Genomic DNA, 25,564 nt, shown 5'->3' with positions numbered 1-25,564 from the left:
GTCTCACTTTGCCGGCCGGCGGGTATGCCAGTCGGTCGCCTGCTGGTAACGGTCGGCGATGGCAAGCAGACGGCCCTCGTCGAAATAGTTGCCGATCAGTTGCAGGCCCACAGGGCGCTGCGCGTTGACCGGGCCTGCGCCAAAGCCGCACGGAATCGACATGCCGGGCAATCCAGCCAGGCTGCCGCTCAAGGTGTAGATGTCGGCCAGATACATGGCCACCGAGTCGTTGGACTTCTCGCCCAGGTTCCAGGCCACGGTCGGCGACACGGGGCCGGCGATCACGTCGCACTGCGTGAAGGCTTGCTGGAAGTCTTGTGCGATCAGGCGGCGCAGCTTCTGGGCTTGCAGGTAGTACGCGTCGTAATAACCATGCGACAGCACGTAGCTGCCTACCAGAATGCGCTTTTGCACTTCCGCACCGAAACCTTCGGCACGCGAGCGGCTGATCATGCTGTCGACGTCAGTGTATTCCGCAGCCCGATGGCCGTAGCGCACGCCGTCGTAACGCGACAGGTTGCTCGACGCTTCGGCCGGGGCAATCACGTAATAGGCCGGAATCGACAACTCGGTACGCGGCAGCGAGATTTCCACGGCGGTCGCACCCAGTGCTTCGAACTGGCGAATGGCGGCGTGAATGGCAGCAGACACGTCTTCAGCCAGGCCCGCGCCGAAGAATTCGCGCGGCAAGCCGATGCGCAGGCCCTTCAGCGGCAGGTCGGCGTCAGCCGGCTGCGCGTGCGCATCGAAGGCACGACGCACACGGCCAGCGGCGTTGGCTTCCGCACCGCATTGTTCCGCGCTGGTGGAGTCCTTGGCGTCGAAACCGGTCATCGGGTCCAGCAGTTCGACCAGATCGCGCGCGCTGCGGGCGAAGGGGCCGGCCTGATCCAGGCTGGAACCGTAGGCGATCATGCCGTAGCGCGACACGCTGCCGTAGGTCGGCTTGATGCCCGAAATACCGCACAGCGACGCCGGTTGGCGAATCGAGCCGCCGGTATCGGTGCCGGTGGTGCCCAGCGCCAGGCCCGCAGCAACCGCTGCCGCCGAGCCGCCCGACGAGCCGCCCGGAACCGACTTGGTATCCCAGGGGTTCAGTACCGCGCCGAACGCAGAGTTCTCATTGGAAGAACCCATCGCGAACTCGTCGCAGTTCAGCTTGCCCAGCGACACCGCGCCAGCGGCTTGCAGGCGCTCGACAACTGTCGCATCGAAGGGGCTTACATAATTAGCCAGGATCTTGCTGCCGGCCGTGGTGCGCCATCCGCGCGTCACGAACACGTCCTTGTGCGCGATCGGAATGCCGGCCAGCGCGGGGGCATTGCCTGTGGCGATCAATGCGTCGGCGGCTTGCGCCTGGGCCAGCGTCAGGGCCGGATCGACGTGCAGGAAGGCATTGATCGCCTGTTGCGACTCGATGGCGGCAAGTGCGCTTTGGGCCAGCTCGACGGCCGACACCTTGCGGGCAGCCAGGGCGGCGCGCAGATCGGCAATGCCGGAAAATTCGTTGTGCAGTGCGTGTGTCGTCATGGCTTATTCAATCACCTTGGGCACCAGGAAAAGGCCGTCGTGTCGGGCCGGTGCGTTGGCGATCAACGCGTCGCGGGCAGCCTGATCAGGTGCCTCGGTCACGACGTCGTCGCGCAGTCGCAGACTGACCTCATTGATTGCCGACAGCGGGTGGGCCAACGGAGCGATGCCGGTGGTGTCGACCGCCTGAAGCTGTTCGATCAGGCCAAAAATGCCGTTCAGGTCTTGCAGGACACGGTCGCGCTGGCCGGCGTCGAGATCGAGGCGGGCCAGTCGCGCAATGCGCGTCACGTCTTGTTCGGTAAGCGCCATGGCTGTCGGGGAGTATCGGTAAGAACGTCCGCGGTGAACGTTCGGGGTCCGGAAGGATGGCGGCGGGGATGCCGCCGGCCGCCGAAAGAAACAATGTTGCATTTGCGTATAGCGCCCGGGGCTGCGGCCTTTGGGGCCGAAATGACGGGGCAAACCGCGTGGAAGCTCGCAATACGCAGGGTTTTGAAGCAGATTTCGCGGCAGTTGCCGACGATTATAAGTTATGATTTTGCGTTTCTCGCGCTGCCCTCCACCGCACCCAGCCCTTCACCAAAAGATTCCCATGTTCGGTTTCCTGCGTAGTTACTTTTCGAATGACCTGGCGATCGATCTGGGTACAGCAAACACCCTGATCTATGTTCGCAGCAAGGGCATCGTGTTGAACGAGCCCTCGGTCGTCGCCATCCGCACGGAAGGTGGGCCCAGCGGCAAGAAGACCATTCAGGCTGTCGGTCGCGAGGCCAAGCAGATGCTGGGTCGTGTTCCCGGCAACATCGAAGCGATTCGACCCATGAAAGACGGCGTGATCGCCGATTTCACGGTGACCGAACAGATGCTGAAGCAGTTCATTCGCATCGTGCATCCGAAAAGCCTGTTTGCGCCCAGCCCGCGCATCATCATTTGCGTACCCTGCGGTTCTACCCAGGTAGAACGTCGCGCCATCCGCGAATCGGCACTTGGTGCCGGTGCAAGCCAAGTATTCCTGATTGAAGAACCGATGGCCGCTGCCATCGGTGCCGGTCTGTCGGTATCCGACGCGACTGGCTCCATGGTCGTCGACATCGGCGGCGGTACGACTGAAGTCGCCGTCATCTCGTTGGGCGGCATGGTCTACAAGGGTTCCGTGCGCGTCGGCGGCGACAAGTTCGACGAGGCCATCGTCAACTACATTCGTCGCAACTACGGCATGCTGATCGGTGAACCCACCGCTGAAGCCATCAAGAAAGAAATCGGTTCTGCGTTCCCGGGTTCCGAAGTCAAGGAAATGGAAGTCAAGGGTCGCAACCTGTCGGAAGGTATTCCGCGCAGCTTCACCGTGTCGTCCAACGAAATTCTCGAAGCCCTAACCGATCCGCTCAACCAGATCGTGTCGGCCGTCAAGATCGCGCTCGAACAGACCCCGCCGGAACTCGGCGCGGACATCACCGAGAAGGGCATCATGCTGACCGGCGGTGGCGCCTTGCTGCGCGACCTCGACCGTCTGCTGCAGGAAGAGACCGGCTTGCCGGTTATCGTGGCCGAAGACCCGCTCACCTGCGTGGTCCGTGGTTGCGGTGAAGCGCTCGAACGCATGGACAAACTGGGCGCCATCTTCACCAACGAGTAAGACGCAGCCGGTCCCGTCACGGGCCGGCCGGCCCGCCCAGGGCCACGGCGCGATGCTGGAGTTTCATGCAATACAGCCCACCGTCCTTCTTCAAGCAGGGCCCCGACGTTTGGGTGAGGCTGGTCTTCTTTTCCCTGCTGTCGATCGCGCTTTTGATCGTCGACGCACGTTTTCAGACACTCGATGTGGTGCGCCAGGCCGTCGCCGTGGCGCTTTACCCGTTCCAGCGCGTCGTGCTCCTGCCCGGCACGATGTGGAACGAGACCACCGTGTTTTTTGAAAGCAAGACCGAATTCCAGCGGGAAGCTGACGACCTGGCTCGCCAGCGCATCGAGATGTCGCAAGTCACGACGCGCGCCACCCAACTCGCCGAAGAAAACGCGCAATTGCGCCGGATGCTCGGTGCGAGCGCACGCGTTCGCGTGCCCTCGGTTCTGGTTGAAGTGCTATATGAAGTCCGTGACGCATTCAGCCGTCGGCTGATCGTCGACAAGGGCTCGCAACACGGCTTGGCCGCAGGTATGCCCCTGATCGATGACGGGGGCGTGGTCGGTCAGGTCGTTCGTGTGTCACTGCTTACGTCCGAAGTTGCCTTGCTGACCGACCGGGACCAGATGGTGCCGGTGCAGGTGCTGCGTAACGGCGTGCGTTCGGTCGCCTTCGGCGACGAAGCGCCGGGCCGCCTGGGCCTGCGTTTCATGGCGTCCGATATCGACGTGCAGGTGGGCGACGACCTGGTCACGAGTGGCCTGGATGGCATCTATCCCGCCGGCTTGCCGGTGGGCAAGGTCGATACGGTCGAGCGTGACGGTTCTTCAGGTTTTGCACGAATTCTTGCCAAGCCGGTAGCCCGACTCGACCGTTACCGGCATTTTTTGGTCTTGCAGACGGTTCAGTCGGAACTACCGGCACTTCCCGCTGCCGAAGAAGTGCGGCGTCGTCAGGCGCGGCGTCCCTGACCTATGCCTAAAGCACCTTCAACCCTCCCGCGCTCGCACCTGTTTGGCGCGCAGCCCCTGCTGTTACCCGTCAACCCACGATTCATCTGGTTGACGCTTGTCATCGCCTGGATGATCAACCTGATGCCCTGGGGCCAGTGGCCCGGGGTGCCAGACGTGCTGGCGCTGTGCCTGATCTTCTGGAGCGTGCACGAGCCGCGCAAGATCGGCATGTTTGCGGCCTTCCTGTTTGGTCTGCTGATGGACGTGCACCAGGCCCGTCTGCTGGGCGAGCACGCGCTTGCCTACACGCTGCTGTCTTATTTTGCGATCGCGCTGCATCGGCGTATTCAGTGGTTCGGGCCGATAGGCCAGGCCCTGCATGTGTTGCCGCTGCTGCTGGTTACCCAGTTGGTGGTCTACAGCGTGCGTGCGGCGCTGTCGGGCACTTGGCCGGGCTGGAGCTGGATGCTGGACAGCGTGGTTGCTGCCGCGTTGTGGCCGATCGCCGACCGCCTGCTGCTCGCCCCCCAACGTCGTGCGCCCGAGCGCGACGACACCCGTCCGATCTGAGGAGCAGGCGCGGCATGCAAGATTCCGTGCGCGAGAGATATCGCTCTCAGTCGTGGTTCCCGGCTTTCACGCTGGCGACCGGACGGCGATGACCGAGATCAAGGACTCGAACCGCGAAATGCGGCGGTTCCGTGGGCGGCTGTTGATCGCGATGCTGGTGGTGTTCGCGTGCTTCGGCGTGCTCTGCACCCGCTTCTGGTGGCTGCAGGTCTACAAGCACGACGCCTATTCCGCACGCGCCGAGCAAAACCGCATATCGGTCGTGCCGATTCCGCCGCATCGGGGCCTGATCCTGGATCGCAACGGCGTGCTGTTGGCGCGCAATTATTCCGCTTACACGCTGGAAATTACGCCGTCACGGGTCGTTGACCTGGAAAAGACCATTGACGAACTGTCCAATGTGGTCACCATCGATGCGCGCGACCGCCGCCGCTTCCGCAAGCTGATGGAAGAGTCGCGTCGCTTCGAGAGCCTGCCGATCCGCAGTCGCCTGTCGGATGAAGAAGTGGCGCGGATTGCCGCCAACCGTTTCCGTTTCCCCGGTGTCGATGTCCGTGCCCGCCTGTTCCGCCAATATCCGATGGGTGAATCGGCGGGCCACGTGATCGGTTATATCGGCCGGATTTCGCAGCGTGACCAGAATCGCCTGGATGAGACGGAAGACGCCGCCAACTATCGCGGTACCGATTACATCGGCAAGGAAGGCATCGAGAAGTCCTACGAAGCCCAGTTGCATGGCACCACCGGCGTGGAAGAAGTCGAAATCACCGCAGGCGGCCGGGCCGTGCGCACCTTGTCGCGCAAGCCGCCGGTCACCGGCGACAACCTGGTGCTGTCGATCGACATCGAACTGCAGAAGCTGGTGGAAGCCGCCTTTGGTGATCGCCGTGGTGCCTTGGTCGCCATCGAACCGGCAACCGGCGACATTCTGGCCTTCGTGTCGCGCCCGGGCTTCGACCCCAACCTGTTCGTCGACGGTATCGATGTCGAGAACTGGAAAGCGCTGAACGAATCGCCCGACCGCCCGCTGATCAACCGCCCGCTGTACGGCACCTACCCGATCGGCTCGACCTACAAGCCCTTCATGGCGCTGGCGGGTCTGGAGATGGGCAAGCGCAACATGACGCAGACCATGTGGGACCCGGGCTTCTTCGAATTCGCCGACCGCCGCTACCGTAATGCCGGTGACGTGGGCTATGGCCACATCGATCTGCACAAGGCGCTGGTGGTGTCTTCGGACACCTACTTCTACTCGCTGGCCAACGACATCGGCGTCGATGCCATCCACGATTTCATGAAACCCTTCGGTTTCGGGCAGAAAGTGGGTATCGACCTGAGCGGTGAAAAAGCCGGTGTGCTGCCGTCAACTGCATGGAAACGCGCGGCGTATCGACGCCCCGATCAGCAGCGCTGGTATCTGGGCGAAACGCTGTCGGTGGGCGTGGGCCAGGGCTACAACTCGTTTACCTTACTGCAGCTGTCGCAAGCCACCTCCACCTTGGCCAACGACGGCGTGTTCATGCGTCCTCACCTGGTTCGTGCGGTGCAGAACAGCCGCACCGGTGCGCAGACGCTGACGGTACGCGACCCCAGCTACACCATCCCGCTCAAGCAGGCCAACCTGGACTTCGTCAAACGCGCCATGGCCGACGTGGTGCGCGAAGGCACGGCCAAGCGGCCCTTCATCGGCGCGCCGTACCAGGCGGCCGGCAAGACCGGTACCGCCCAGGTGTACAGCCTGCGCGCGGGCGAACGCTACAACGCGGCCAAGCTGAACGAACGCCTGCGTGACCACGGCCTGTTCATGGGCTTTGCGCCGGCCGACAACCCCAAGATCGCGGTAGCGCTGATCGTCGAGAACGACGGTTTCGGCGGCAAGGTAGCCGCGCCGATTGCACGCCGCGTGTTCGATTACTGGCTGCAAGGCAAGAAACCGACCGAGCCCGATAAAGCGGTCACGCCTGATCTGACGGCGCGGGACTAGGAGAGCAGTAGTGAGCAGCAGCATGACGACCATGAACCGGTATTACTGGATGCGGGCGCTGGTGGCGCGCATCTGGGTGTTCGACTGGATGCTGCTGCTGATCCTGAGCCTGCTGGCGCTGGTTGGCCTGGTGTCGATGTATTCGGCGGGTGGCGGCTTCGATGGGCGCTTCGCCGATCAGGCACGCAATTTCGGCATCGCGCTGGTGGCGATGTGGATCGCCGCGCAGTTTTCCCCGCACGCACTGATGCGCGTCACTGTGCCGGCGTACTTGCTGGGTGTGCTGCTTTTGGTGGCGGTCGAGGTGGCCGGTGAAACCAGCAAGGGGGCCACGCGCTGGCTGAACCTGGGCATCACGCGCATTCAACCATCCGAGATGATGAAGATCGCTGTGCCGATGATGATGGCCTGGTACTTCCATCGCCACGAAGGGCAGGTGCGTTTCCGCGACTTCGTGGTGGCGGCAGTGTTGCTGCTGCTGCCCTTTGCGCTGATCGCCAAACAGCCTGACCTGGGCACCGGCCTGCTGGTGTTCGGCGCAGGTTTCTTTGTGCTGTATTTCGCGGGCCTGTCGTTCAAGCTTCTGGTGCCAATCACGCTGGCTGGTGTGATCGGCATCGGGGCACTGGTCGCTTCCGAAGAATTCCTGTGCCAGCCCGACATCGACTGGGTGGTCTTGCACGAATACCAGAAGCACCGGGTGTGTACGCTGCTCGATCCCAATACCGACCCATTAGGAAAAGGCTTCCATACGATCCAGTCGACGATTGCAGTCGGCTCGGGGGGAACGCTGGGCAAGGGCTACATGCAGGGTACGCAGACCCACCTGGAATTCATCCCCGAGCGCACGACTGACTTCATCTTCGCGGTCTACGCCGAAGAGTTCGGGCTGATCGGCAACCTGGTGCTGCTGTTCCTGTATGTGCTGCTGATCGGGCGAGGGCTGACGATTGCGGCGGGGGCACCCACCTTCTACACCCGCTTGTTGGCGGGAGCCTTATCCATGGTGTTCTTCGTCTATGCCTTTGTGAACATGGGCATGGTGACCGGCATCTTGCCGGTGGTGGGGGTGCCGTTGCCGTTCATGAGCTACGGAGGCACGGCCTTGCTGACGTTGGGGTGCGCAGCCGGCATTCTGATGGGGATTCAGCGGCACCGGCCGCTGGTGCAGAAGAACTAGCGAACGGCGGATTGCCCTTCTGCAAGCAGTAACTGTCGGGGCAGCGCAGCCGCCCCGACAAACGCTTAACGCGGCAGGACCTGGCCGCGAATCTCGCCACCACGATTGGCGGCGGTGTGGATGTTGATGTACCACAGCCCGCTGGTCAGTTCCTTCGCCTGCGCCGCAGTAATCGTGGTCTGACCCTCGATCGGGCTGGTGACCGGATTCTGGAACGGCACCACCACACCGGCATTGACGCCGGCAACTGCCGGGCCGTGGAAGTGGCCCATGGTGGCCGGGCCCGACAGGCCGGAATAGGTGACCTTCCACTTCAGCACATTGGTCTGCTTGTTGAGCCAGACCTCGGCCTCACCCATGCCTTGCGTGGCCACTTGCGGAACCTCGCTCATGCCGCTCAGGCTCGCGCGCATGGCGGCCACGTTCGGGTCGAGCGGTGTGTTGGCGCAACCGGCGACAAGCGCCAGAGCAGTCAGAGCGGCAGCGGCCGCAGCCTTGCGAATGTGCGTCATGGTCGTTTTCCTGGGCAGAGGTGGGGGAAGGCGATCACCGGGATCGGCAATCGGCGCATTCAATATATCTCCAGCCCATCGCACCGGATAGCGCCATGTTGCGACTGTTTGCACCTTGCCGGTGCGCACCATGCTCGCAGCATGCGCTACGACGGGGCGGCACTCGCGTGGAGACCGTGCAGTGACCTTGCACGGCATGATCTGACGCGATGGCATGGGCCTTGCATCAACTCGGTGTGACCAACCAACGACGGTTCGTCCACCGGACAAAGACGTCCCCGCAGACCGAAATCACCTTGGTCATGGGGACGTTTTTTTTTGCGTATTGCGGTTGTTCAGGCTGGCATCGCCGCAGTCGCCCCTCCACGCGCAAGGAGCGCCAGGATGAACGTATTCATGGGTCCCGCCCTCAGCCTGATGCAGCGTCTCAATCTGTCAGGCAAATTCTTGTTGATCGGGCTGTTGCTGGCCATGCCGGCGCTGGCGGCTGTTCTGGACGGATTGGTTCTGCCACCCGCTGCACAAGCTGTGCTGGATGCGGCTGCCTGGACGGCGATGGCGCTGGGCGCGTGGCTGTTTCTGGCGCTTTACCTGTCGATGTCCGCAGCTGCCCGCACCTTGCTGGCCACGGTCGACAGCCTGGCGGAAGGGGACTTGCTGGCTCGCACGGAAGTTCGCGGCCGTGACGAACTGGCGCGAGTGGCCATCCGGCTCAATGACATGGCGCGCGAGAACGCCCGGCTGATCGACGAAGTGCGCGGTGCTGCCGAAGAAGTCGCGGGCGCGGCGGCAGAGCTGTCCAGTGCGGCAGCCCAGGTATTGGCGGGCGCGGGAGAACAACTGACCTTGTCCGATCTGAGCGCAAGCGCAGTGGAACAGATCCGCAGCAGCACCGTATCGATTGCGGCGGGTGCCGACGAAACCGAGTCATTGGCCGATCAGTCCGAGGCCCTGGCCAGCGATGGCGCGTCGGTAGTGGGAGCCGCAGGCGAAGAGATGAGCGGCATTCGCGACAGCGTGGCCGCACTGGCGGTATTGGTGGGCACCTTGGGGCAGCGGTCCGACGAGATCGGCGGCATTGTCGGTGTCATCCGCGAGATTGCCGACCAGACCAATCTGCTGGCCTTGAACGCAGCCATCGAGGCAGCACGCGCGGGTGAACAGGGGCGGGGGTTTGCCGTGGTGGCGGGCGAGGTGCGCCGCCTGGCCGAACGTACCGGACAGGCCACCGGCGAGATCGGCGGCGTCATCAAGGCGATCCAGTCCGAGATCGATACGGCGGTTGCGCGCATGGACCAGAGCCGCGAGCAGGCCGAGCGCGGTGTGCAGTTCGCGGGCCGCGCCGCCGACGCCTTGCTGGCCATTCGCAACAGCGCACGTCTGACGCAGGATCGCGTGCACGCGATGGCAGAGGCCATTCGTGAACAACGCGAAGCAAGTGGCCACGCGGCAGGCAGCATGGATCGTATGGCCGGACAAGCGCGCAACAACAATGCCGCCAGCAGCGAGGCCGCATCGGTGGCGCAGCACCTGGCAGGCTTGGCAAGCGGGCTGCGCGGGACGGTGTTGCGGTTTCGTACTTGATGACCGGATTGATGATGCCGGGCGCGGTTTCACGCGTGAGTCTGACAAGCGTTTTGGAACGATCGGCACGGAGCGAACATGGTCGCATTGGTAGGTAGTCTGAGCGGGATCGCAGTGGCGGCTGGTGTCTTGAGCCTGGCTTGGATGGGGCAGGAGAAACAGCGTCGCCACCTGCGCCAGACCGGCTTGGCCGCAGTGCGGGAATCACTTGCCTGCGTGACGGCGGTGCAGCAGCATCGCGGCATGTCGGTGGCGCTGCTCAACGGCGACAAGGCTTTTGGTCCGCGACTGAGCGCCAAGCAAACGGACGTCGACGCAGCCCTGCATGCCTTGGGAGCGCGCATTGACGAGACCCCTGCATTGGCGGTCTGTGCGCCGCGCCGCGACCGGATCACTGCCGAGTGGCGGCAACTAGCCGGGCGGGTGCAGGACATGACACCGGAGCAAAGCTTTGCCGCGCACACCGGGCTGGTGCAGCAGATGCTGTATCTGCTGGGCGACCTGGGTGAACAGGCGGGGTTGCTGGCCGGTGGGGATGGACGCCGCGCCGATCGCGACGCGGAACGCCGGCTGGTGCAACTGCTGTTGCAACGACTGCCGCCGCTGGTCGAACACATCGGGCAGGCGCGTGCGCTGGGTTCGGGCTTCGCGGCACGCGGGCATTGCGGGGCGGTGGGCCGCATTCGTCTGCGCTTTCTGGCGCAGCGCATCGGCACAGGTCAGGAAGCGCTGTCTGCGTTGATCGACATGCCGGACTGGCAGCGCAGCGCGCAAGCTCAGGCTGCCGAAGTCGCCGGTTTGCTGGCCTTGATCGATACACGCCTGATCGGCACAGACCGCATCGATCTGTCGTCGGCTGAGTACTTCCGCAGCGCCACGCAGACCATCGATGTCTGCCTGGCGCTGTGGCAACGGGTGGCGGATGAGGTCGAAGGGCGGCTGGCGGGCGGAGTGCGCGAACGCACGGCACCTGCCTTGTCTGCGGGATTGGCTGCCAGCGCTGCGCCGGTGGGTGCAACGTGATGACGCTTGGTCATTTCTAGCGCAGCAGGTCGTCTTGCCCGTACAGCGCATCGATCAGCTTGCGCACCGGTGCAGGCAAGGCCGCGCTTGGCAGCGCATCGATAGCCAGCCAATCATCCGTATTCAGCGACCCTGCCGACTGGCTTCGAATATGCCAGGGCGTGATGTGCAGCTTGAAGTGCGTGAAGGTGTGCGACAGCAGCGCCAGGCGGTCGATGCGCACGATGGCATCGGCCGGCAGACCAAACGTTGCCAGCGCGGTGCCGGGTTCTTCACCGTCGAATTCCGGCAGGCTCAGCAAGCCGCCCCAGATGCCCGTGGCCGGGCGGCGGGGCAGCAGCACCCGGCCTTCGTGTTCAACGATCAACATGCCAATGCTGCGTTCGGGAATCGCCTTGCGAATGCGCGCGGTAGGCAGCTCGTGCTGGCGCGCTTCTCGCAGGGCCACGCAGGTGGCACGCACCGGGCACACGCCGCAGTCCGGGTCGCCGCGTTTGCAGATGGTCGCGCCCAGGTCCATCAGCCCCTGGGTATACGAACGCATGGCGTCTGGTGTATCAGGGCCGATAGGGGGCAGGGCTTTTTCTGCGTAGTCCCACATGCGCAGTTCGACTGCGCGGGTAGTCGGATCGCCGTGAATGCCGAAATGGCGCGCGAAAACCCGTTTGACGTTGCCATCCAGAATCGGGCTGCGCTCACCATACGCAAAGGCCGCAATGGCCGCAGCGGTGGATCGGCCAATGCCGGGCAGTGTCTGGATGTCTTCAGCAGTAGGCGGAAACTTGCCGCCCCATTTTTCCACCACCTGCTGCGCACACGCGTGCAGGTTGCGCGCACGGGCGTAGTAGCCCAGTCCGGCCCACAGCTCCATCACCACCGCTTGAGGTGCGGCGGCCAGGTCAGCCACAGTGGGGAAGCGTTCCAGGAAGCGCGCGTAATACGGCATCACGGTGGCAACCTGGGTCTGCTGCAGCATGATTTCCGACAGCCAGATCCGATAAGGATCGTGGGTGTTCTGCCAGGGCAAGGCATGGCGGCCATGCTGGCGCTGCCAGGTGACCACACGTTCGGCAAACCCGCGCGTCGCCGCCGCGGGCGGACAGGATGCCGCATCGGGCAAGGCGTTGTCCGATGCGGTGTTCAGCGTGTCCGTGGCGGACAAAATTGGCTCATTCATGGCGAGAGCATAACCGGCGGCCGGGTATGCCTCAGCCCAGCTGCACCACCCGATCCACCGTGCCCGCTGGCAACTGCGCATGTGTCACCAGCAGTACCGTGCGGCCCTGGGTGGCGTGCACAATGTCCTGGAAGAACGCCAGTTCATTGTCACGATCCAAGCCGGTAGTGGGTTCGTCCAGCACGATCAATTGCGCGGGTGACAACAGCGCACGCGCCAGGCACAGACGGCGCGCCTGACCGGCTGACAGCGTGCTGCCCGCTTCGCCCAGCCAGGTATCCAGGCCACGCGGCAGGCTGCGTACGAAGTCGCCCAGGCGAGCGTGGTCCAGCATGCGCAGGCAGCGTGCATCGTCGGCCTGGGGATCACCAATGCGCAGGTTGTCGCGGATGGTGCCCAGGAACACGGGCGCGTCTTGCGACAGCAAGGCCACATGGCGATGCCAGTCGGCCTGTGCCATGTCGCGAATGTCTACGCCGTCGAAGCTGATTGCGCCGCCTTGCACATCGTTCAGACGCAGCAGCAATTGCAGCACGGTGGATTTGCCCGCGCCGCTTGGGCCAACCAGCGCCACGCGCTCGCCGGTATCGATGCGCAGCGAGAAGCCGTCGAGCACCGGGCGTGCTGCGTCGTAGCCGTAGCGCACGTCATCGAACATCAGCGTGCCCTGGGCAGATACCTGGCGCGGCACAGCGGGGTCGGCAGGTCCGCCCGGGCCGCTGGTCAGCGCGTCGATGCGGGTGGCAGCAGCGGCCGCTACGCTCAATCGCGTGGAACCGCGCATGATGGGGCCGACCACCTCAAAAATCGCCAGCGTGGCCAGTACCATGCCCACCATCCAGGGGGCCGACAAGGTGCCGGCACGCAGCGCAATCAGGCCGACTGCCAGTACCCCGATTGCCGACAAACCTGCCAGCGCCTGTACGCAAGCCTGGCCATCGGCAGCAGCTCGTGCCAGTCGCAATCGTGCCGTGCCTGCATCACGCGCGGCGTGTTCAAACTGCGCTTGTGCAGTGTCCACCGCATCGAAGGCGATCAGGTCTGCATGGCCTTCCACGCCGTCCAGCACCGCCGCGCGCAAGTCACCGCTGGTCTGGGCCACGGCTTCACCCGGGCGACGGCTGCGGCGCACTAGCCAGATCGGCACGCCGAGTGCGGCCAGCAGCAAGGCAATGCCCATGATCCAGGCCGCAGGCGGCAAGGCCATGTGGAACACGACGGCCAGCACCGAACCGCCGATCAGCGCAGTGGCAATCGGCGCAAACGCAAACAGGAATACGGTGTCCAGTGCATCCACATCGGCAGTCAGCCGCGCCACCAGGTCACCACCGCGCAATCGCCCCAGGCGTTCCGGGCCAAGCGGAATCATGCGCAGGAACAGCCAGCGACGCAGGTCTGACAGCAGGCGCAAGGTGGCTTCGTGACCGCTGACGCGTTCGCCGTAACGTGCGCCAATGCGCAGCATCGACAGCGCACGAATGCTGGCCGAGGGGCCGAACAGATTGAAGGGGGCAAGACTGCTGGCCAGAAAGGCGCTGGTCAGAAACCAGCCCGACACGCCAAGCAAGGCCACGCCCGCCATCAGCGTCAGCACGGCCAGCGCCAGTGCAAAGCCCAGTCCCCAAGCACGACGGCGAAAGTGCGGCAGCAGGCTGAACAAGGCAGTCATGTCGCGGCTCCGGTGCGTGATGGGTGCAGGGCATGTGTGTGATGCGGCTGGTTCGTCGCGTCGGCCAGCGCGGCTGTGCGGCGGTCGCCAACACGTGTGCCCAGTGCGTCGGGCGAATCGTTGGGCGGCAGGTCCATGCGTGCTGCCTGCGTGCCCAGAGACGAATGCTGAGGTTCGGCCCGCGCTTCAGCATTCGCGACGGCATGCACCCGATTGCCTGCAATTTTCAGCATGCGCCCCATACGCTGCGCGACCGCATCGGAATGCGTGGCCACCAGCAACGTGCGGCCTTGGGCAAAGTCGATGATTGCGTCCAGCACGCGTGCTTCCGTCTCGGCATCAAGCGAGGCCGTAGGCTCGTCCAGCAAAATCAAACCAGGGTCGCGCAAAAAAATTCGCGCCAGCGCAACGCGCTGGCGTTCCCCACCCGACAAGCCGTGACCGCGCGTGCCGATCTGGGTGTTCAGTCCGGCAGGCAAGCGGTCAGCAAAGTCGGTGACACAAGCCAGCCGGGCGGCAGTCAACACGTCTTCATCTGTCGCGTCACGCCGACCCAGCCGGATGTTGTCTGCAATGCTGCCGTGGAACAGGTGCGCGCGTTGGCCCAGGCAAGCGATGCGCTGACGCAGCGGGCCGTTCTTCCAATCAGCCAGCGCAATGCCATCCAGCAAAATGCGCGTCGGGCTGCTGCCCAGCCCCGCCAGCGCTTCGATCAAAGTCGATTTGCCCGCACCGCTTTCACCCACCAGCGCAACATGCTCACCCGCCCCGATGGCAAAGCGCAGGTCCTGCAGAACCAGTTCGGTGTGATGACCGGATTGCGCATCGTGCGTAGCCTGGGGCGCGGACGACGCGCCCTGTTGCGGCAGCCCCGCCTGTGCGTGTTCGAGTGCGCTTCGCGCCAGTCGAACGATGTCCAGTCCACGGACTTCAAGCGATGCCGCTCGATGAACCGACAGCCCACGACTACCCGCCACATTCAGCGTATTCGCGCGTTGATGGCTGGTCGGCTCAGTATGTTTGATCGACGTTGCCGCAGCATCTGCGCTCCTCAACACTGCCCTGTGCGTGGATGCCTGGCTCGGCGCAGCGGTATCGAGCTGTCCTGCCTTCGATACCCCCACATCCGGCAAATCATCAAAGGTCTGCGCAATCACCGTCACCGCCGCCTTCGCGGCTTCACCATCGTGATAATGCGCCGCAAACTGGCGCAGCGGTTGATAGACCTCGGGAGCCATCAGCAAGCAGAACAAACCTGCCTGCAAGGCCATCTTGGTGCCCGGCACCGCAATCATGTCCAGGTAACTCAGGCCCACATACAAAGCCACGCCGGCAACACCCAGCGCAGCAAAAAATTCCAGCACCGCAGAAGACAGAAACGCAATGCGCAACACCGACATGGTGCGCTTGCGCAGGTCTTCGCTGGCTTGCGTCACCGTATCGGCTTCGGCCTGCGCACGGCCATATAAACGCAGCGTCGTTAGCCCGCGCAGCCGGTCGGCAAAAATGCCGGACAAGCGCGCAATCGCCTGCATGTGACGCTGGCTGGCAGACTGTGCGCCCCAGCCAACCAGGGCCATGAACAGGGGAATCAGCGGCGCGGTGATCAGCAGCAGCAAACCCACCACCCAGTCCACCGGCATCAGGAATGCACAGAAGGCCAGCGGCAGAATCGCCACCGCATTGCGCGCCGGCAAGTAACGCGCAACATAGCCTTCCAGTGCATCGACCTGATCGACCATGCTGGCCGCAAGCTCTCCCGACGACGCCTGGCGTGACCACTGCGGCGGTCGTGCCAATTGCTGGGCAAACAAGGCATCGCGCAGTGCACGCTTGATGCCCTCGGCAGCATGCGCGCCGGCAATGTCACCCCAGCGGGTAATCAATGCACGCACCAGCACCAGCCCCGCAATACCAAACAACCACGGTGCCAGCGTTGCCAAGTCCGCACCATTTACCACGGCACGTTCAATCACCCGCGCCAGCAACCACGCTTGTGCAATCAGCAACGCGCCGCCAATCACCGGTGCGGCACTGGCGCGGCGCAGCGGACCACGCGCCTGCGCCACCAGCGTTTTCAGCCAGGCGGCCTGCGCTGGTGACATCGCGGCGCGGGCAGGATCGTGTTCCGCCGTTGAACTCATCGACGGTCGCGATCGCTGCGGAAATCTTCAAAACGCTTGCGCGTGATTTCTTCCTGACGACGGCCGAAGGCGTAATTGCTTTCCAGCCACATCACGTTGATCACGCCGAAGCCCAGGGCCAGTCCCAGGCCCAGCAGCCATGTGAAATACCACATCGTGTTTTCTCCTGAATTCTGTAGACGAGGTTCAATACGCCGCGCGATCTTCGTCGCGCACATGGGCCAGCGTGATGGTGCCGCGCATGATGCGATACGCCCACGCGGTATACAGCGCAATGATCGGCAGCATGACCACAACCACCATCAACATGATGCCCAGCGTCTTCTGGCTCGACACGGCATCCCAGGCCGTCAGGCTGGACACCGGGCTGCTGGAAGAGGGCAACACGAAGGGGAAGAGCGCCAGACCTGCCGTGACGATGATGCCGGTGACCGCCAGGCTGCTGCCGGCCAGGCCGGTCCAGCCCGAACGACGCGCGGCACCCAAGGCGGCAAGCAGTGCACCGGCAATACCTGCCACCGGGGCCAGCCACACCCACTTCCAGTTGTGCATGTTGTCCAGCCATGCGCCCGGTGCGGCACTGACGGTTTTCGAGAACGGCGTCAGCGCACGATTGAGGTCACCGATGGTGTCCACACGCAGCCCGGGGATGTGTTGCATCCACCAGCCACCGAGCGCAAACAGCAGGGCCACGACCACACCCAACACGATGGTGGCGCGACGTGCACGCGACTGCACAATTTCATCGGTGCGCAGGTGAATCCAGGCCGCGCCATGCAGGGCCAGCATCGCCAGACCCAGCACACCGCAGAACACGCCAAACGGGCTGAACAGACCAAAGAAGCCGCCCTGGTAGCTGATGCGCATATCGGCATTGAAGGTGAAGGGCAGGCCCAGGAACAGATTGCCAATCGCCACACCGAACACCAGTGCCGGGAACGCGCCGCCCACGAACAGGCCCCAGTCCCAGTTGTTGCGCCAGCGCGGCGACTTCAGCTTGTCGCGATAGTCAAAGCCCAGCGGCCGCAGGAACAGCGCAAACAGCGTGAAGATCAGCGCGATGTACAGCACGGAAAATCCGGCTGCATAGACCAGCGGCCAGGCCGCGAACAATGCGCCGCCAAAGGTGATCAACCAAGTCTGATTGCCTTCCCAGGTGGCGTGAATGGTGCCGATGGCAACCCGGCGCTCGTCGTCGGTGCGCCCCACCCAGGGCAGCAGCGTGGCCACGCCCAGGTCGAAGCCGCCGGTCAGCGCAAAGCCGAGCATCAGGGTGACCATCAGTACCCACCAGATGATCTTCAGGGTTTCGTAGTCGAACATGGTGTGTCCCCTGTGATCAGGAAATAGCGGGGTGAGGGGTGACGGCGGGCAGCACTTCATCTCCTGGGGCAGGCGTCTCGCCGTGATAACGACCGGTATGCAGGCTGGCCGGTCCCAGGCGGATGAACTTCACCATCAGCCACATCTCGATCGTCAGCAAAATGGCATACACCACGACCAGGCCGATCAGACTGAACCACACCTGCGACAGGCTCAGGTCAGACACTGACAGGAAGGTGGGCAACACGCCTGCAATCGTCCACGGCTGGCGACCGTATTCCGCCACGATCCAGCCGGCCATGATCGCAATGAAGGGCAGGGGGATCGACCAAGTGGCCAGCTTCAGGAACCAGCGCTGCGGTGCCAGCTTCTTGGCGACCAGCAGGTAGAACGCGGCACCGAACATCAGCAGGAAGAAGAAGCCCAGACCAACCATGATGCGGAAGGCAAAGAAGAGCGGTGCCACACGCGGAATGGAATCGTCCACCGCGCTTTGAATCTGTGCAGGCGTGGCGTCGGTCACGTGCTCGGTGTACTTCTTCAGCAGCAGCGCGTAGCCCAGGTTCTTCTTGTGCTCGTCGAACTCGGCCCGCAAGGCGGGCGAGGTATCGCCTGCGCGCAGCTTCTGCATCGCACCGTAGGCTTCCATGCCTTCCAGAATGTTGGCGCGGTGGACTTCCTTCAGCTCACGAATGCCCATCACTTCGCCGTCCAGCGAGCGGGTGGCGATCATGCCCAGCAGATAAGGCATTTTGATGGCGTAATCGGTGCGCTGTTCTTCCTGGTTCGGAATGCCGAACAAGGTGATGGATGCCGGGGCTTCCTGGGTTTCCCATTCAGCTTCGATGGCGGCCATCTTCACCTTCTGCGATTCGCCAATCGTGTAACCCGACTCATCGCCCAGCACGATCACAGACAGCGTCGATGCCAGACCGAAGCCCGCCGCGACCGCAAACGAACGCAGCGCGAACGAGGTGTCGCGTGCCTTCAGCAGATACCAGGCGGAAATGCCCAACACGAACATCGACGCCGCCACATAACCCGCAGCCAGCGTGTGCACAAACTTCACCTGCGCCACCGGATTGAAGATCACATCCGCGATGCTGGTCAGTTCCATGCGCATGGTCTCGAAGTTGAACTCCGCGCCCACCGGGTGCTGCATCCAGCCGTTGGCGATCAGAATCCACAGCGCCGACAGGTTCGAGCCCAAGGCCACCAGGAAGGTCACCATCAGGTGCTTGGTCTTCGACATGCGGTCCCAGCCGAAGAAGAACAGGCCCACGAAGGTGGCTTCCAGGAAGAAGGCCATCAGGGCTTCGACGGCCAGCGGCACGCCGAAGATGTCGCCGACGTAATGCGAGTAGTAGGCCCAGTTGGTGCCGAACTGGAATTCCATCGTGATGCCAGTGGCAACACCCAACGCGAAATTGATGCCGAAAAGCTTGCCCCAGAAGCGGGTCATGTCTTTGTAGATTTCGCGGCCGGTCATCACGTAGACCGTCTCACAGATCACCAGGATCCAGGACAGGCCCAGCGTCAGGGGCACGAAGATGAAGTGATACAGCGCCGTCGCGGCAAATTGCAGCCGCGAAAGATCGACGACATCAAGCGTCGGGAGTGTCATTTTTCTTTCCTGAGAAACGCAGCTTGTCGGCAAAGCCGAGGACTTTCTGAACACGTGAGCCAAGACGCATCAGGCTCTCCAAGGTCTCCGGCGACATGCGCTGGACCTCGTCGAACCAAGTGGTGCTCAACTCGATCAACTCCAGCATCGCGCTCATGCGCTGCTGGGCATAACGTTCCTGGTCGTCGCTGGGCTTTTCCAGCAGCGCGTCGCGCAGCATGGTCAGCGTGGGATCGATCTCGCGTTTGCGCTTTTCCTCGACCAGGGTGCGGAAGATTTCCCACACGTCCGACGGCGTGCCGAAGTATTCGCGGCGGTCACCCGGCTGGTGCGCCATCTTCACCAGGCGCCAGGACTGAAGCTCTTTCAGTCCCATGCTGACGTTCGAGCGCGAAAACCCCAGCAGCTCGGAAATCTCGTCGGCATTGAGCGCGCGTTCAGAGATGAACAGCAGCGCGTAGATCTGACCAACCGTGCGATTGACGCCCCACCGGCTGCCCATCTCGCCGAAATGAAGAACAAAACGCTCGATCTGTGGCGTGAGCGGCGTGACGGCGATCGGAAGGGTGTTGGGCATGGCGACAACTATTTGATGAAGGTCAGGAAACGGCAGCCTGAGTGCCGCCTGTGCGATGGGTCCGGTGAACCCACGTGATGCAAGTCAACACTAATTGCTGAATTTTCAGTAATTACTGAAATTATAGACATAACCAAAGGTTACGACCAACGAGAGTGTGTCTTGAGCACGACTGGAGGGCAGGCACGTCTGACTGAATGCTCTGGTTTGTGAGTACATACATTCAATTTGAGGAAATAAAAACGGCCCTGATCGGGCCGTTTGGATTTTTCCTGGATCAGCTTCGCTGACAGCGTGGGCAGAAATAAGTCGCGCGCTGCCCCTGCACAATGCGCCGGATCGGCGTGGCGCAGACGCGGCATGGCAGCCCTTCGCGGTCGTAAACCTGTGCGTTCAGCTGGAAATATCCCGATTCGCCGCCCACGCCGACATAGTCGCGCAGGGTGCTGCCACCCGACTCGATGGCGCTGGCCAGTACCTGGCGAACCGCAGCGGCCAGCCGGTCATAGCGCATGCGGCTGATCTTCCCGGCGGGCGTCACCGGGTGAATGCCTGCCCGGAACAGGCTTTCTGACGCATAGATATTGCCCACGCCCACCACGATGTCCCCGGCCAGCAGCACCTGCTTGATAGCGGGCGCTCGCCCACGGGTGTACCGATACAGCCATTCGCCGTCGAAACGCGGGTCGAAGGGTTCGATGCCCAGGTTGGCCAGCAGCTTGTGTTCGAGAATCGGACCGTGCGCCACCGGGTGCCACAGCACCGCACCGAACCTGCGCGGATCGTGCATGCGGATGATGCCGCGATCGAAAATCCAGTCCACATGGTCATGCGTCCGGGGTGGGTCGTCCGCCCGTACATGTCTGAGCGAGCCAGACATGCCCAGGTGCACGATCATCGTGCCCGATGCCATGTCCAGTAACAGATATTTGCCGCGCCGATCCGCCTTGCGGACCGTCTGCCCGGCGACAATGCCGGGTAGTTCAGCCGGAACTGGCCAACGGAAGCGGTGTTCACGTACCACCAGCTCGCGCAGAATTTCCCCTTCTACTGTGGGGGCAATGCCGCGCCTGGTGACTTCGACTTCTGGTAGTTCTGGCATGATGGAAACAAGGATGTCTGGCGCGCGGTAGCGTGGCGTATGTGCAGGCGGTCGCCGCACGCGCCGCAGCTCGCATCGGGGATCGCCGGACCACAAGGATTGTGCCATGTCGTTGATTTCGTACCGCCGAGGGTTGGCGTCGCTCAGTTTGGGCGTCGGCCTGAGCCTCGGAGTGGGGCTTGCCGTGCTCGCGCAGACACCGGATGTGGTGGTGCCTGCGCCTGCGGGCGGTGGATCGCTGCCCAGTCTCCAGCCGGCCAAAGGGCCGAATGGCGAGACGCTCATGCTGCGTCCGCCCCCGGCGGGGCCGCGTCGTACGCCAGAATTGCCATCGGTCGAACTGACTGGCGAATTGCTGTTCCAGATTCTTGCGTCCGAGATCGCCGCCCAGCGCGGTGCCACGGATGCGGCTGCCAGCACGCTGACCGATCTGGCGGTGAAGACCCGCGATCCGCGCCTGGCGCGTCGCGCGCTTGAATTCTCGATGGCTGCTGGCGATTTCCCGGCTGCTTATCTGGCTGCACAGGCGTGGTCCAACATCGACCCGCTGGACCCGGAAGCCAAGCAGGCCGAATTGTCGCTGGCCGCTGCCAGCGGCCGTGTCGATGGCCTGGGTGCCACCTTGCGTGAACGCATCCGCACCGCAAACGACAAGCCGGCGGCAATCGCTCGCGCGCAGCGGGTGCTGGCGCGCATCGAAAACAAGCAGGACGCCCTGAAAGTGTTGGAAACGGCGCTGTCCGATGTGCTCAATTTGCCCGAGGCGCACATCGCCATTGCGCAGGCCGCAGGGCTTGCTGGTGACACGCAGCGCGGCATGGCCGAAGCGCGCGCGGCATTGGCCTTGCGTCCACAGTGGGAATTCGCGGCAATGCTGCTGTTGCAGTTCGGGATCGAAACCGAGCCCGACCGCGCCATTCAGGATGCCCGCCAATTCCTGGGTGCCCAGCCTGAAGCGCGTGATCTGCGCCTGATGGTGGTGCGTGCCTTCGCGCAGCGCCAGGACTACACCAGCGCGCAGACCGAACTGGCCGGCATGGCCAAGCGCAACCCGGAAGATTTCGAAGTCCTGTACCTGCAGGGCTTGATCGCCTACCAGTCGGGCCAACTCGATCAGGCCAAGGTCTTTCTGAACCAGTTCCTGAGCATCCAGGCGCAGCGCGCGGAGGCGGGGGCATCGGGTGTGCCCGATCCCACCAATGTGCTGCTGTTGCTGGCAGATATCGCCGAGCAGCAGAAGCAGCCTGAAGAGGCCTTCAACCTGCTCAGTCGCATTGAAGAGCCCGAAGCGCGCCTGACGGCACAGCTGCGTCAGGCCGTGCTGCGCGGCCAGCAGGGTGATGTGCCCGCTGCCCGCGCCTTGCTGCGTGCCATCCCCACTTCTGAGGACAGTGAAGCTGCGCTGGTGGCACTGACCGAAGCCCAGGTGCTGCGCCGCGCTGGTCAGACGGCGGAAGTCCTGAGTGTGCTGGAAGCCGCCAATAAGCGGCTGCCAGACACGCCCGACATCATGTACGAACTGGCAATGCTGTACGAACGCGAAGGCCGCATGACCGAAATGGAGACGCTCCTGCGTCGCCTGATCGTGCTGCAACCCAGCCACGCCCATGCATTCAATGCACTGGGGTACTCGCTGGCCGACCGCAATGAGCGTCTGGACGAAGCGCGCACCCTGATCGAAAAGGCCTTGTCGCTGTCCCCGGATGACGCGTTCATTCTGGACAGCATGGGCTGGGTCTACTACCGCCAGGGCAACAACACCCAGGCGTTGTACTTCCTGCGCCGTGCCTACAGCATTCGTCAGGACACTGAAATCGCGGTTCACCTGGGCGAAGTCCTGTGGGTGTCCGGCCAGCGCGACGAAGCACGCAGCCTGTGGCAAGACGCCAATCGTCAGGAACCCGCCAACGCGTCGCTGCGCGCCACCTTGACGCGCCTGGGGGCCACGCTTTGATGGCGGCGTCGACCGCCATGCGTCGTGGCCGTCGCATGCTGCTCACCCTGGCTGCGGCCTCGGTGCTGGCGGCCTGCGCCACGCCGCAGCGTATTGCCAAGAACGAAGAGGGTGACGCTGCCACCACCATTTCACGTGTCGGGCGTTTTGCGCTGCGTGTGCAACGTCCGATGGAAGAGCCGGAAGCGATTCAGGGCGGCTTTGCCTGGCAGGACGACGGGCGCAAACTGGTGCTCGATCTGGCGAACCCACTGGGCACGACGCTGGCGCGGGTCGAATCCGGCCCGGACGGTGCCATGCTGCGCGAATCGAACGGCCGCGAGACCTTTGCCGCCGATCCGGACGGACTGGCTGCGCGGGCGCTGGGCAGCCCGATTCCGGTGGCCGGTCTGCGCGACTGGCTGCGTGGACGGGTGGCAGATGCGCCGCGCGGACAAGTCTCTGCTCGCGATGAAAAATCCCGTGCAACCGCCTTCGAGCAAGACGGCTGGGACGTTCGCGTGAGCCAATACGATGACACCGGTCCGGTGCGTCTGCACATGACGCGCGCCGAGCCGGGCCGCACCATCGACCTTCGCCTGGTGATCACTGAATAAGTCATCACGGAATAAGTCGTCACCAGGTAAGCCATCGGCCGGATTCGTTCGGCCCCGCCGTCCACCCGGGGGCGTTCTTTTTGCAGGCGTACCCGGACTGGTCCACGCGACCTCGGGTTTTGCCCGGCCCGTTTTTCTTCGCCCTGTCTCCGCCATGCCCGCTCTGCACGACATCCCCGCACCCGCCAAGCTGAACCTGTTCCTGCACGTGACCGGCCGGCGTGCCGACGGCTATCACCTGCTGCAAACCGTGTTTCGTTTCATCGACGTGCAGGATCGCATCCAGCTGGAACGTCGCGACGATGGTCGCGTGGTGCGGGCGATCGACCTGCCGGGTGTGCCGGAGGAAATCGACCTGAGCCTGCGAGCCGCCCTGGCGCTGCAGAAGGCAACCGGCACCAGCTATGGCGTGAACGTGGCGCTGGAAAAAAATCTGCCTGCCGGCGGTGGTCTGGGTGGTGGTTCCAGCGACGCCGCCAGTGTGCTGGTGGCGCTGAATCGGCTGTGGAACACCGGTCTGTCGCGCCAGGAATTGATGCGAATCGGCCTGACGCTGGGGGCCGATGTGCCGGTTTTTGTGTTCGGCCAGAACGCATTTGCCGAAGGCGTGGGCGAGGATTTGCAGGCCGTGACCTTGCCCGAGCGCTGGTATGTTGTGATTCAGCCGAATGCGAGTGTGCCGACTGGCGCAATATTTACTGCGCCGGACTTGACAAGGGACACGCCACTGATCACAATAGCGGACTTTTCTGCGAGTCTTAATCTTTCTTCGGGGGGAGGGCTTACAGGAAAAACCAGTGCTGCTGACGAAGTCGGGGGTATTGGAAGCGTTGGGTTTCAACGCTGCTTTGGTCGCAACGATCTTGAACCTGTAGTGTTTGCGCGGTTCGAAGAAGTGGCCCGGGTAGCGCGGGAAGTCGATGCGCTGCTTGCAGCGGGGTCTTTGAGTCGTCCAAGTGCGGTCGATTCGACCGGATCGCAATGCAAGGTTAGAATGTCAGGCTCAGGCGCATGTCTCTTCACTGAACATGAGTCGGAAGCCAAGGCACTTGCCGCAGCGCAGCAAATCGCCCCTAAAATACAGGGCGTACGATGGGTTCAGGCAACAGCCGGACTAAAAGTGCACCCACTTCTGGATTGGATCTGAATTCAGACCGGAAGATGTGTTAAGTTGCAGGCCGCATGCATAAGTAAGCATGCAAGCAAGAAAGTTTTATCGGGACGTCGGACTTGTTCGATGTTCACGCGTTGGGGAGTCGCCAAGCTGGTTAAGGCACCGGATTTTGATTCCGGCATGCGAAGGTTCGAATCCTTCTTCCCCAGCCCTCATTCTTAAAAGCTGTTGAGGCTTTCGGTGCACACTGCCGGAAGATCAACAGCTTTGTTGTTTTGTTGATGCAGACTGCGCTGTGGGCACCACGCCCGCAAGCTGGTCATAGCCGCGGACCCTCCCCGTCATGGCGCAAGAAAACTTCATGATCTTCACCGGGACGGCCAATCCCCGGTTGGCTGCAGATGTTGCCAGCCACCTTGGCCTGCCCCTCGGGAAGATGACTGTCGGCAAGTTCTCCGACGGCGAAATCATGGTCGAAATCAACGAAAACGTCCGCGGTAAAGACGTTTTCGTGCTGCAACCGACCTGTGTCCCGACCAACGATAACCTCATGGAAATCATGGTCATGGTCGACGCGCTTCGCCGCGCATCGGCCGGACGCATCACCGCTGCGCTGCCGTACTTCGGCTACGCGCGCCAGGATCGTCGCCCGCGCTCGGCGCGCGTCGCGATCTCGGCCAAGGTGGTGGCCAACATGCTTCAAGTGGTTGGCGTCGATCGTGTCATGACGATGGACCTGCACGCCGACCAGATCCAAGGCTTCTTCGACATCCCCGTCGACAACATCTATGCCGCCCCGATTCTGTTGGGCGACATCTGGAAGCGCAGCCTCGAAAATCTGATGGTTGTGTCGCCGGACGTCGGTGGTGTGGTGCGTGCGCGGGCCCTGGCCAAGCGCCTGGAAGTCGACCTGGCGATCATCGACAAGCGTCGGCCCAAGGCCAACGTGTCGGAAGTCATGAACATCATCGGTGATGTCGAAGGTCGTACCTGCATCATCATGGATGACATGGTCGACACCGCCGGAACGCTGTGCAAGGCTGCCCAAGTCCTGAAGCAACGTGGTGCACTCGCGGTCTACGCGTATTGCACTCACGCGGTGCTGTCGGGCTCGGCAATTTCGCGCATCGTCGAATCGGACCTGGATGAGCTGGTCGTCACCGACACCATCCCGCTGTCCGACGCAGCACGCAACTGCGGTCGCATCCGCCAGCTGTCGTGCGCTGCACTGATCGGCGAAACCATGCTGCGCATCTCGCGCGCGGACTCGGTCAGCTCGCTGTTCGTTGAATAAATTCAACCAACAGCTGCACTGAAAAAA

Annotated in this window: 22 protein-coding genes and 1 tRNA gene; 12 read left to right on the top strand and 11 right to left on the bottom strand. The window is 63.1% G+C overall.

The genetic code is table 11. The features are described 5' to 3' along the window. Positions 1 to 3 precede the first annotated feature (3 nt). Together gatA and gatC are read right to left on the bottom strand one after the other, a co-directional pair. Positions 4 to 1,530 (bottom strand): Asp-tRNA(Asn)/Glu-tRNA(Gln) amidotransferase subunit GatA, encoded by a 1,527-nt coding sequence (gene gatA, locus FXN63_RS26125; RefSeq protein ID WP_148818576.1) that lies wholly within the window; start codon positions 1,528 to 1,530, stop codon positions 4 to 6. A gap of 3 nt (positions 1,531 to 1,533) precedes the next feature. After that, the gene (gene gatC / locus FXN63_RS26120; RefSeq protein ID WP_148818574.1) at positions 1,534 to 1,842 is read right to left on the bottom strand and encodes an Asp-tRNA(Asn)/Glu-tRNA(Gln) amidotransferase subunit GatC; all 309 of its coding nucleotides are present in this window, start codon (positions 1,840 to 1,842) and stop codon (positions 1,534 to 1,536) included. A 283-nt stretch (positions 1,843 to 2,125) separates the two neighbouring features. Here gatC and FXN63_RS26115 point away from each other — a divergent pair, with 283 nt between their 5' ends. The 5 genes from FXN63_RS26115 (at position 2,126) to rodA (ending at position 7,844) form a co-directional block, all read left to right on the top strand. Continuing rightward, positions 2,126 to 3,169 (top strand): rod shape-determining protein, encoded by a 1,044-nt coding sequence (locus FXN63_RS26115; RefSeq protein ID WP_148818572.1) that lies wholly within the window; start codon positions 2,126 to 2,128, stop codon positions 3,167 to 3,169. Between the two features lie 65 nt (positions 3,170 to 3,234). Further along, positions 3,235 to 4,128 carry a rod shape-determining protein MreC gene (gene mreC, locus FXN63_RS26110; RefSeq protein ID WP_148818570.1) on the top strand — a complete coding sequence of 298 codons (894 nt, stop codon included), beginning with the start codon at positions 3,235 to 3,237 and terminating at the stop codon, positions 4,126 to 4,128. Positions 4,129 to 4,131: 3 nt separating this feature from the next. Then, the gene (mreD, locus tag FXN63_RS26105) at positions 4,132 to 4,680 is read left to right on the top strand and encodes a rod shape-determining protein MreD (protein ID WP_148818568.1); all 549 of its coding nucleotides are present in this window, start codon (positions 4,132 to 4,134) and stop codon (positions 4,678 to 4,680) included. An 88-nt stretch (positions 4,681 to 4,768) separates the two neighbouring features. Then, the gene (mrdA, locus tag FXN63_RS26100; RefSeq protein ID WP_148818566.1) at positions 4,769 to 6,664 is read left to right on the top strand and encodes a penicillin-binding protein 2; all 1,896 of its coding nucleotides are present in this window, start codon (positions 4,769 to 4,771) and stop codon (positions 6,662 to 6,664) included. A gap of 49 nt (positions 6,665 to 6,713) precedes the next feature. Next, positions 6,714 to 7,844 carry a rod shape-determining protein RodA gene (gene rodA / locus FXN63_RS26095; RefSeq protein WP_148819840.1) on the top strand — a complete coding sequence of 377 codons (1,131 nt, stop codon included), beginning with the start codon at positions 6,714 to 6,716 and terminating at the stop codon, positions 7,842 to 7,844. 65 nt (positions 7,845 to 7,909) lie between these two features. Here the strand turns inward: rodA and FXN63_RS26090 are convergent, their stop codons facing one another. Next, on the bottom strand, positions 7,910 to 8,356 hold the full coding sequence (locus FXN63_RS26090) for a CHRD domain-containing protein (RefSeq protein ID WP_148818564.1): 447 nt from the start codon (positions 8,354 to 8,356) through the stop codon (positions 7,910 to 7,912). 384 nt (positions 8,357 to 8,740) lie between these two features. On the opposite strand from FXN63_RS26090, the gene FXN63_RS26085 reads away from it, so the two are divergent. Together FXN63_RS26085 and FXN63_RS26080 are read left to right on the top strand one after the other, a co-directional pair. Further along, positions 8,741 to 9,940: a methyl-accepting chemotaxis protein gene (locus FXN63_RS26085; protein WP_148818562.1), complete on the top strand. Its 1,200-nt coding sequence runs from the start codon at positions 8,741 to 8,743 to the stop codon at positions 9,938 to 9,940. Positions 9,941 to 10,018: 78 nt separating this feature from the next. Then, positions 10,019 to 10,963, top strand: a complete 945-nt coding sequence (locus tag FXN63_RS26080) for a nitrate- and nitrite sensing domain-containing protein (RefSeq protein WP_148818560.1) — start codon at positions 10,019 to 10,021, stop codon at positions 10,961 to 10,963. 16 nt (positions 10,964 to 10,979) lie between these two features. On the opposite strand, the gene mutY is transcribed toward FXN63_RS26080, so the two are convergent. The 8 genes from mutY to mutM all read right to left on the bottom strand — a co-directional run bounded on the left by mutY (position 10,980) and on the right by mutM (position 20,579). Further along, a complete protein-coding gene (mutY, locus tag FXN63_RS26075) occupies positions 10,980 to 12,140 on the bottom strand; it encodes an A/G-specific adenine glycosylase (RefSeq protein ID WP_148818558.1) in 1,161 nt (386 codons plus the stop codon). A gap of 31 nt (positions 12,141 to 12,171) precedes the next feature. Continuing rightward, positions 12,172 to 13,809, bottom strand: a complete 1,638-nt coding sequence (gene cydC, locus FXN63_RS26070) for a thiol reductant ABC exporter subunit CydC (protein ID WP_148818556.1) — start codon at positions 13,807 to 13,809, stop codon at positions 12,172 to 12,174. After that, on the bottom strand, positions 13,806 to 15,953 hold the full coding sequence (locus FXN63_RS27225) for an ABC transporter ATP-binding protein/permease (protein ID WP_425468638.1): 2,148 nt from the start codon (positions 15,951 to 15,953) through the stop codon (positions 13,806 to 13,808). Before FXN63_RS27225 ends, cydC begins: the two co-directional genes overlap by 4 nt. Beyond that, a complete protein-coding gene (gene cydX, locus FXN63_RS26060) occupies positions 15,950 to 16,108 on the bottom strand; it encodes a cytochrome bd-I oxidase subunit CydX (protein ID WP_148818554.1) in 159 nt (52 codons plus the stop codon). Before cydX ends, FXN63_RS27225 begins: the two co-directional genes overlap by 4 nt. 31 nt (positions 16,109 to 16,139) lie before the next feature. Then, positions 16,140 to 17,276: a cytochrome d ubiquinol oxidase subunit II gene (gene cydB, locus FXN63_RS26055; RefSeq protein WP_148818552.1), complete on the bottom strand. Its 1,137-nt coding sequence runs from the start codon at positions 17,274 to 17,276 to the stop codon at positions 16,140 to 16,142. Positions 17,277 to 17,292: 16 nt separating this feature from the next. Beyond that, positions 17,293 to 18,900 (bottom strand): cytochrome ubiquinol oxidase subunit I, encoded by a 1,608-nt coding sequence (locus FXN63_RS26050; protein WP_148818550.1) that lies wholly within the window; start codon positions 18,898 to 18,900, stop codon positions 17,293 to 17,295. Continuing rightward, the gene (locus tag FXN63_RS26045; RefSeq protein ID WP_148818548.1) at positions 18,881 to 19,477 is read right to left on the bottom strand and encodes a GbsR/MarR family transcriptional regulator; all 597 of its coding nucleotides are present in this window, start codon (positions 19,475 to 19,477) and stop codon (positions 18,881 to 18,883) included. Before FXN63_RS26045 ends, FXN63_RS26050 begins: the two co-directional genes overlap by 20 nt. 277 nt (positions 19,478 to 19,754) lie before the next feature. Continuing rightward, complete coding sequence (gene mutM / locus FXN63_RS26040) at positions 19,755 to 20,579, bottom strand: bifunctional DNA-formamidopyrimidine glycosylase/DNA-(apurinic or apyrimidinic site) lyase (RefSeq protein WP_148818546.1); 825 nt, start codon at positions 20,577 to 20,579, stop codon at positions 19,755 to 19,757. Between the two features lie 106 nt (positions 20,580 to 20,685). On the opposite strand from mutM, the gene FXN63_RS26035 reads away from it, so the two are divergent. From FXN63_RS26035 to FXN63_RS26015, 5 genes are all read left to right on the top strand, one after another. Next, positions 20,686 to 22,533 carry a tetratricopeptide repeat protein gene (locus FXN63_RS26035; protein ID WP_148818544.1) on the top strand — a complete coding sequence of 616 codons (1,848 nt, stop codon included), beginning with the start codon at positions 20,686 to 20,688 and terminating at the stop codon, positions 22,531 to 22,533. After that, positions 22,533 to 23,129 (top strand): lipoprotein insertase outer membrane protein LolB, encoded by a 597-nt coding sequence (gene lolB, locus FXN63_RS26030; RefSeq protein WP_246164974.1) that lies wholly within the window; start codon positions 22,533 to 22,535, stop codon positions 23,127 to 23,129. Before FXN63_RS26035 ends, lolB begins: the two co-directional genes overlap by 1 nt. Before the next feature lie 154 nt (positions 23,130 to 23,283). Then, complete coding sequence (ispE, locus tag FXN63_RS26025; protein WP_148818542.1) at positions 23,284 to 24,276, top strand: 4-(cytidine 5'-diphospho)-2-C-methyl-D-erythritol kinase; 993 nt, start codon at positions 23,284 to 23,286, stop codon at positions 24,274 to 24,276. A 102-nt stretch (positions 24,277 to 24,378) separates the two neighbouring features. After that, positions 24,379 to 24,452: transfer RNA gene (locus tag FXN63_RS26020), tRNA-Gln, on the top strand. 134 nt (positions 24,453 to 24,586) lie between these two features. After that, positions 24,587 to 25,537 carry a ribose-phosphate pyrophosphokinase gene (locus FXN63_RS26015; RefSeq protein WP_187395041.1) on the top strand — a complete coding sequence of 317 codons (951 nt, stop codon included), beginning with the start codon at positions 24,587 to 24,589 and terminating at the stop codon, positions 25,535 to 25,537. Positions 25,538 to 25,564 lie beyond the last annotated feature (27 nt).

Origin of the sequence: Pigmentiphaga aceris (assembly GCF_008119665.1) — a bacterium.
In the GTDB taxonomy this organism is placed as follows: Bacteria; Pseudomonadota; Gammaproteobacteria; order Burkholderiales; family Burkholderiaceae_B; genus Pigmentiphaga; species Pigmentiphaga aceris.
This window is presented reverse-complemented; position numbering and strand designations above follow the sequence as displayed.

What these genes read in the sequence shown, in the direction of transcription:
- gatA (WP_148818576.1), bottom strand. Translation starts at nt 1,530, where the DNA reads ATGACGACACACGCACTGCACAACGAATTTTCCGGCATTGCCGATCTG.
- gatC (WP_148818574.1), bottom strand. Translation starts at nt 1,842, where the DNA reads ATGGCGCTTACCGAACAAGACGTGACGCGCATTGCGCGACTGGCCCGC.
- FXN63_RS26115 (WP_148818572.1), top strand. Translation starts at nt 2,126, where the DNA reads ATGTTCGGTTTCCTGCGTAGTTACTTTTCGAATGACCTGGCGATCGAT.
- mreC (WP_148818570.1), top strand. Translation starts at nt 3,235, where the DNA reads ATGCAATACAGCCCACCGTCCTTCTTCAAGCAGGGCCCCGACGTTTGG.
- mreD (WP_148818568.1), top strand. Translation starts at nt 4,132, where the DNA reads ATGCCTAAAGCACCTTCAACCCTCCCGCGCTCGCACCTGTTTGGCGCG.
- mrdA (WP_148818566.1), top strand. Translation starts at nt 4,769, where the DNA reads ATGACCGAGATCAAGGACTCGAACCGCGAAATGCGGCGGTTCCGTGGG.
- rodA (WP_148819840.1), top strand. Translation starts at nt 6,714, where the DNA reads ATGCGGGCGCTGGTGGCGCGCATCTGGGTGTTCGACTGGATGCTGCTG.
- FXN63_RS26090 (WP_148818564.1), bottom strand. Translation starts at nt 8,356, where the DNA reads ATGACGCACATTCGCAAGGCTGCGGCCGCTGCCGCTCTGACTGCTCTG.
- FXN63_RS26085 (WP_148818562.1), top strand. Translation starts at nt 8,741, where the DNA reads ATGAACGTATTCATGGGTCCCGCCCTCAGCCTGATGCAGCGTCTCAAT.
- FXN63_RS26080 (WP_148818560.1), top strand. Translation starts at nt 10,019, where the DNA reads ATGGTCGCATTGGTAGGTAGTCTGAGCGGGATCGCAGTGGCGGCTGGT.
- mutY (WP_148818558.1), bottom strand. Translation starts at nt 12,140, where the DNA reads ATGAATGAGCCAATTTTGTCCGCCACGGACACGCTGAACACCGCATCG.
- cydC (WP_148818556.1), bottom strand. Translation starts at nt 13,809, where the DNA reads ATGACTGCCTTGTTCAGCCTGCTGCCGCACTTTCGCCGTCGTGCTTGG.
- FXN63_RS27225 (WP_425468638.1), bottom strand. Translation starts at nt 15,953, where the DNA reads ATGAGTTCAACGGCGGAACACGATCCTGCCCGCGCCGCGATGTCACCA.
- cydX (WP_148818554.1), bottom strand. Translation starts at nt 16,108, where the DNA reads ATGTGGTATTTCACATGGCTGCTGGGCCTGGGACTGGCCCTGGGCTTC.
- cydB (WP_148818552.1), bottom strand. Translation starts at nt 17,276, where the DNA reads ATGTTCGACTACGAAACCCTGAAGATCATCTGGTGGGTACTGATGGTC.
- FXN63_RS26050 (WP_148818550.1), bottom strand. Translation starts at nt 18,900, where the DNA reads ATGACACTCCCGACGCTTGATGTCGTCGATCTTTCGCGGCTGCAATTT.
- FXN63_RS26045 (WP_148818548.1), bottom strand. Translation starts at nt 19,477, where the DNA reads ATGCCCAACACCCTTCCGATCGCCGTCACGCCGCTCACGCCACAGATC.
- mutM (WP_148818546.1), bottom strand. Translation starts at nt 20,579, where the DNA reads ATGCCAGAACTACCAGAAGTCGAAGTCACCAGGCGCGGCATTGCCCCC.
- FXN63_RS26035 (WP_148818544.1), top strand. Translation starts at nt 20,686, where the DNA reads ATGTCGTTGATTTCGTACCGCCGAGGGTTGGCGTCGCTCAGTTTGGGC.
- lolB (WP_246164974.1), top strand. Translation starts at nt 22,533, where the DNA reads ATGGCGGCGTCGACCGCCATGCGTCGTGGCCGTCGCATGCTGCTCACC.
- ispE (WP_148818542.1), top strand. Translation starts at nt 23,284, where the DNA reads ATGCCCGCTCTGCACGACATCCCCGCACCCGCCAAGCTGAACCTGTTC.
- FXN63_RS26015 (WP_187395041.1), top strand. Translation starts at nt 24,587, where the DNA reads ATGGCGCAAGAAAACTTCATGATCTTCACCGGGACGGCCAATCCCCGG.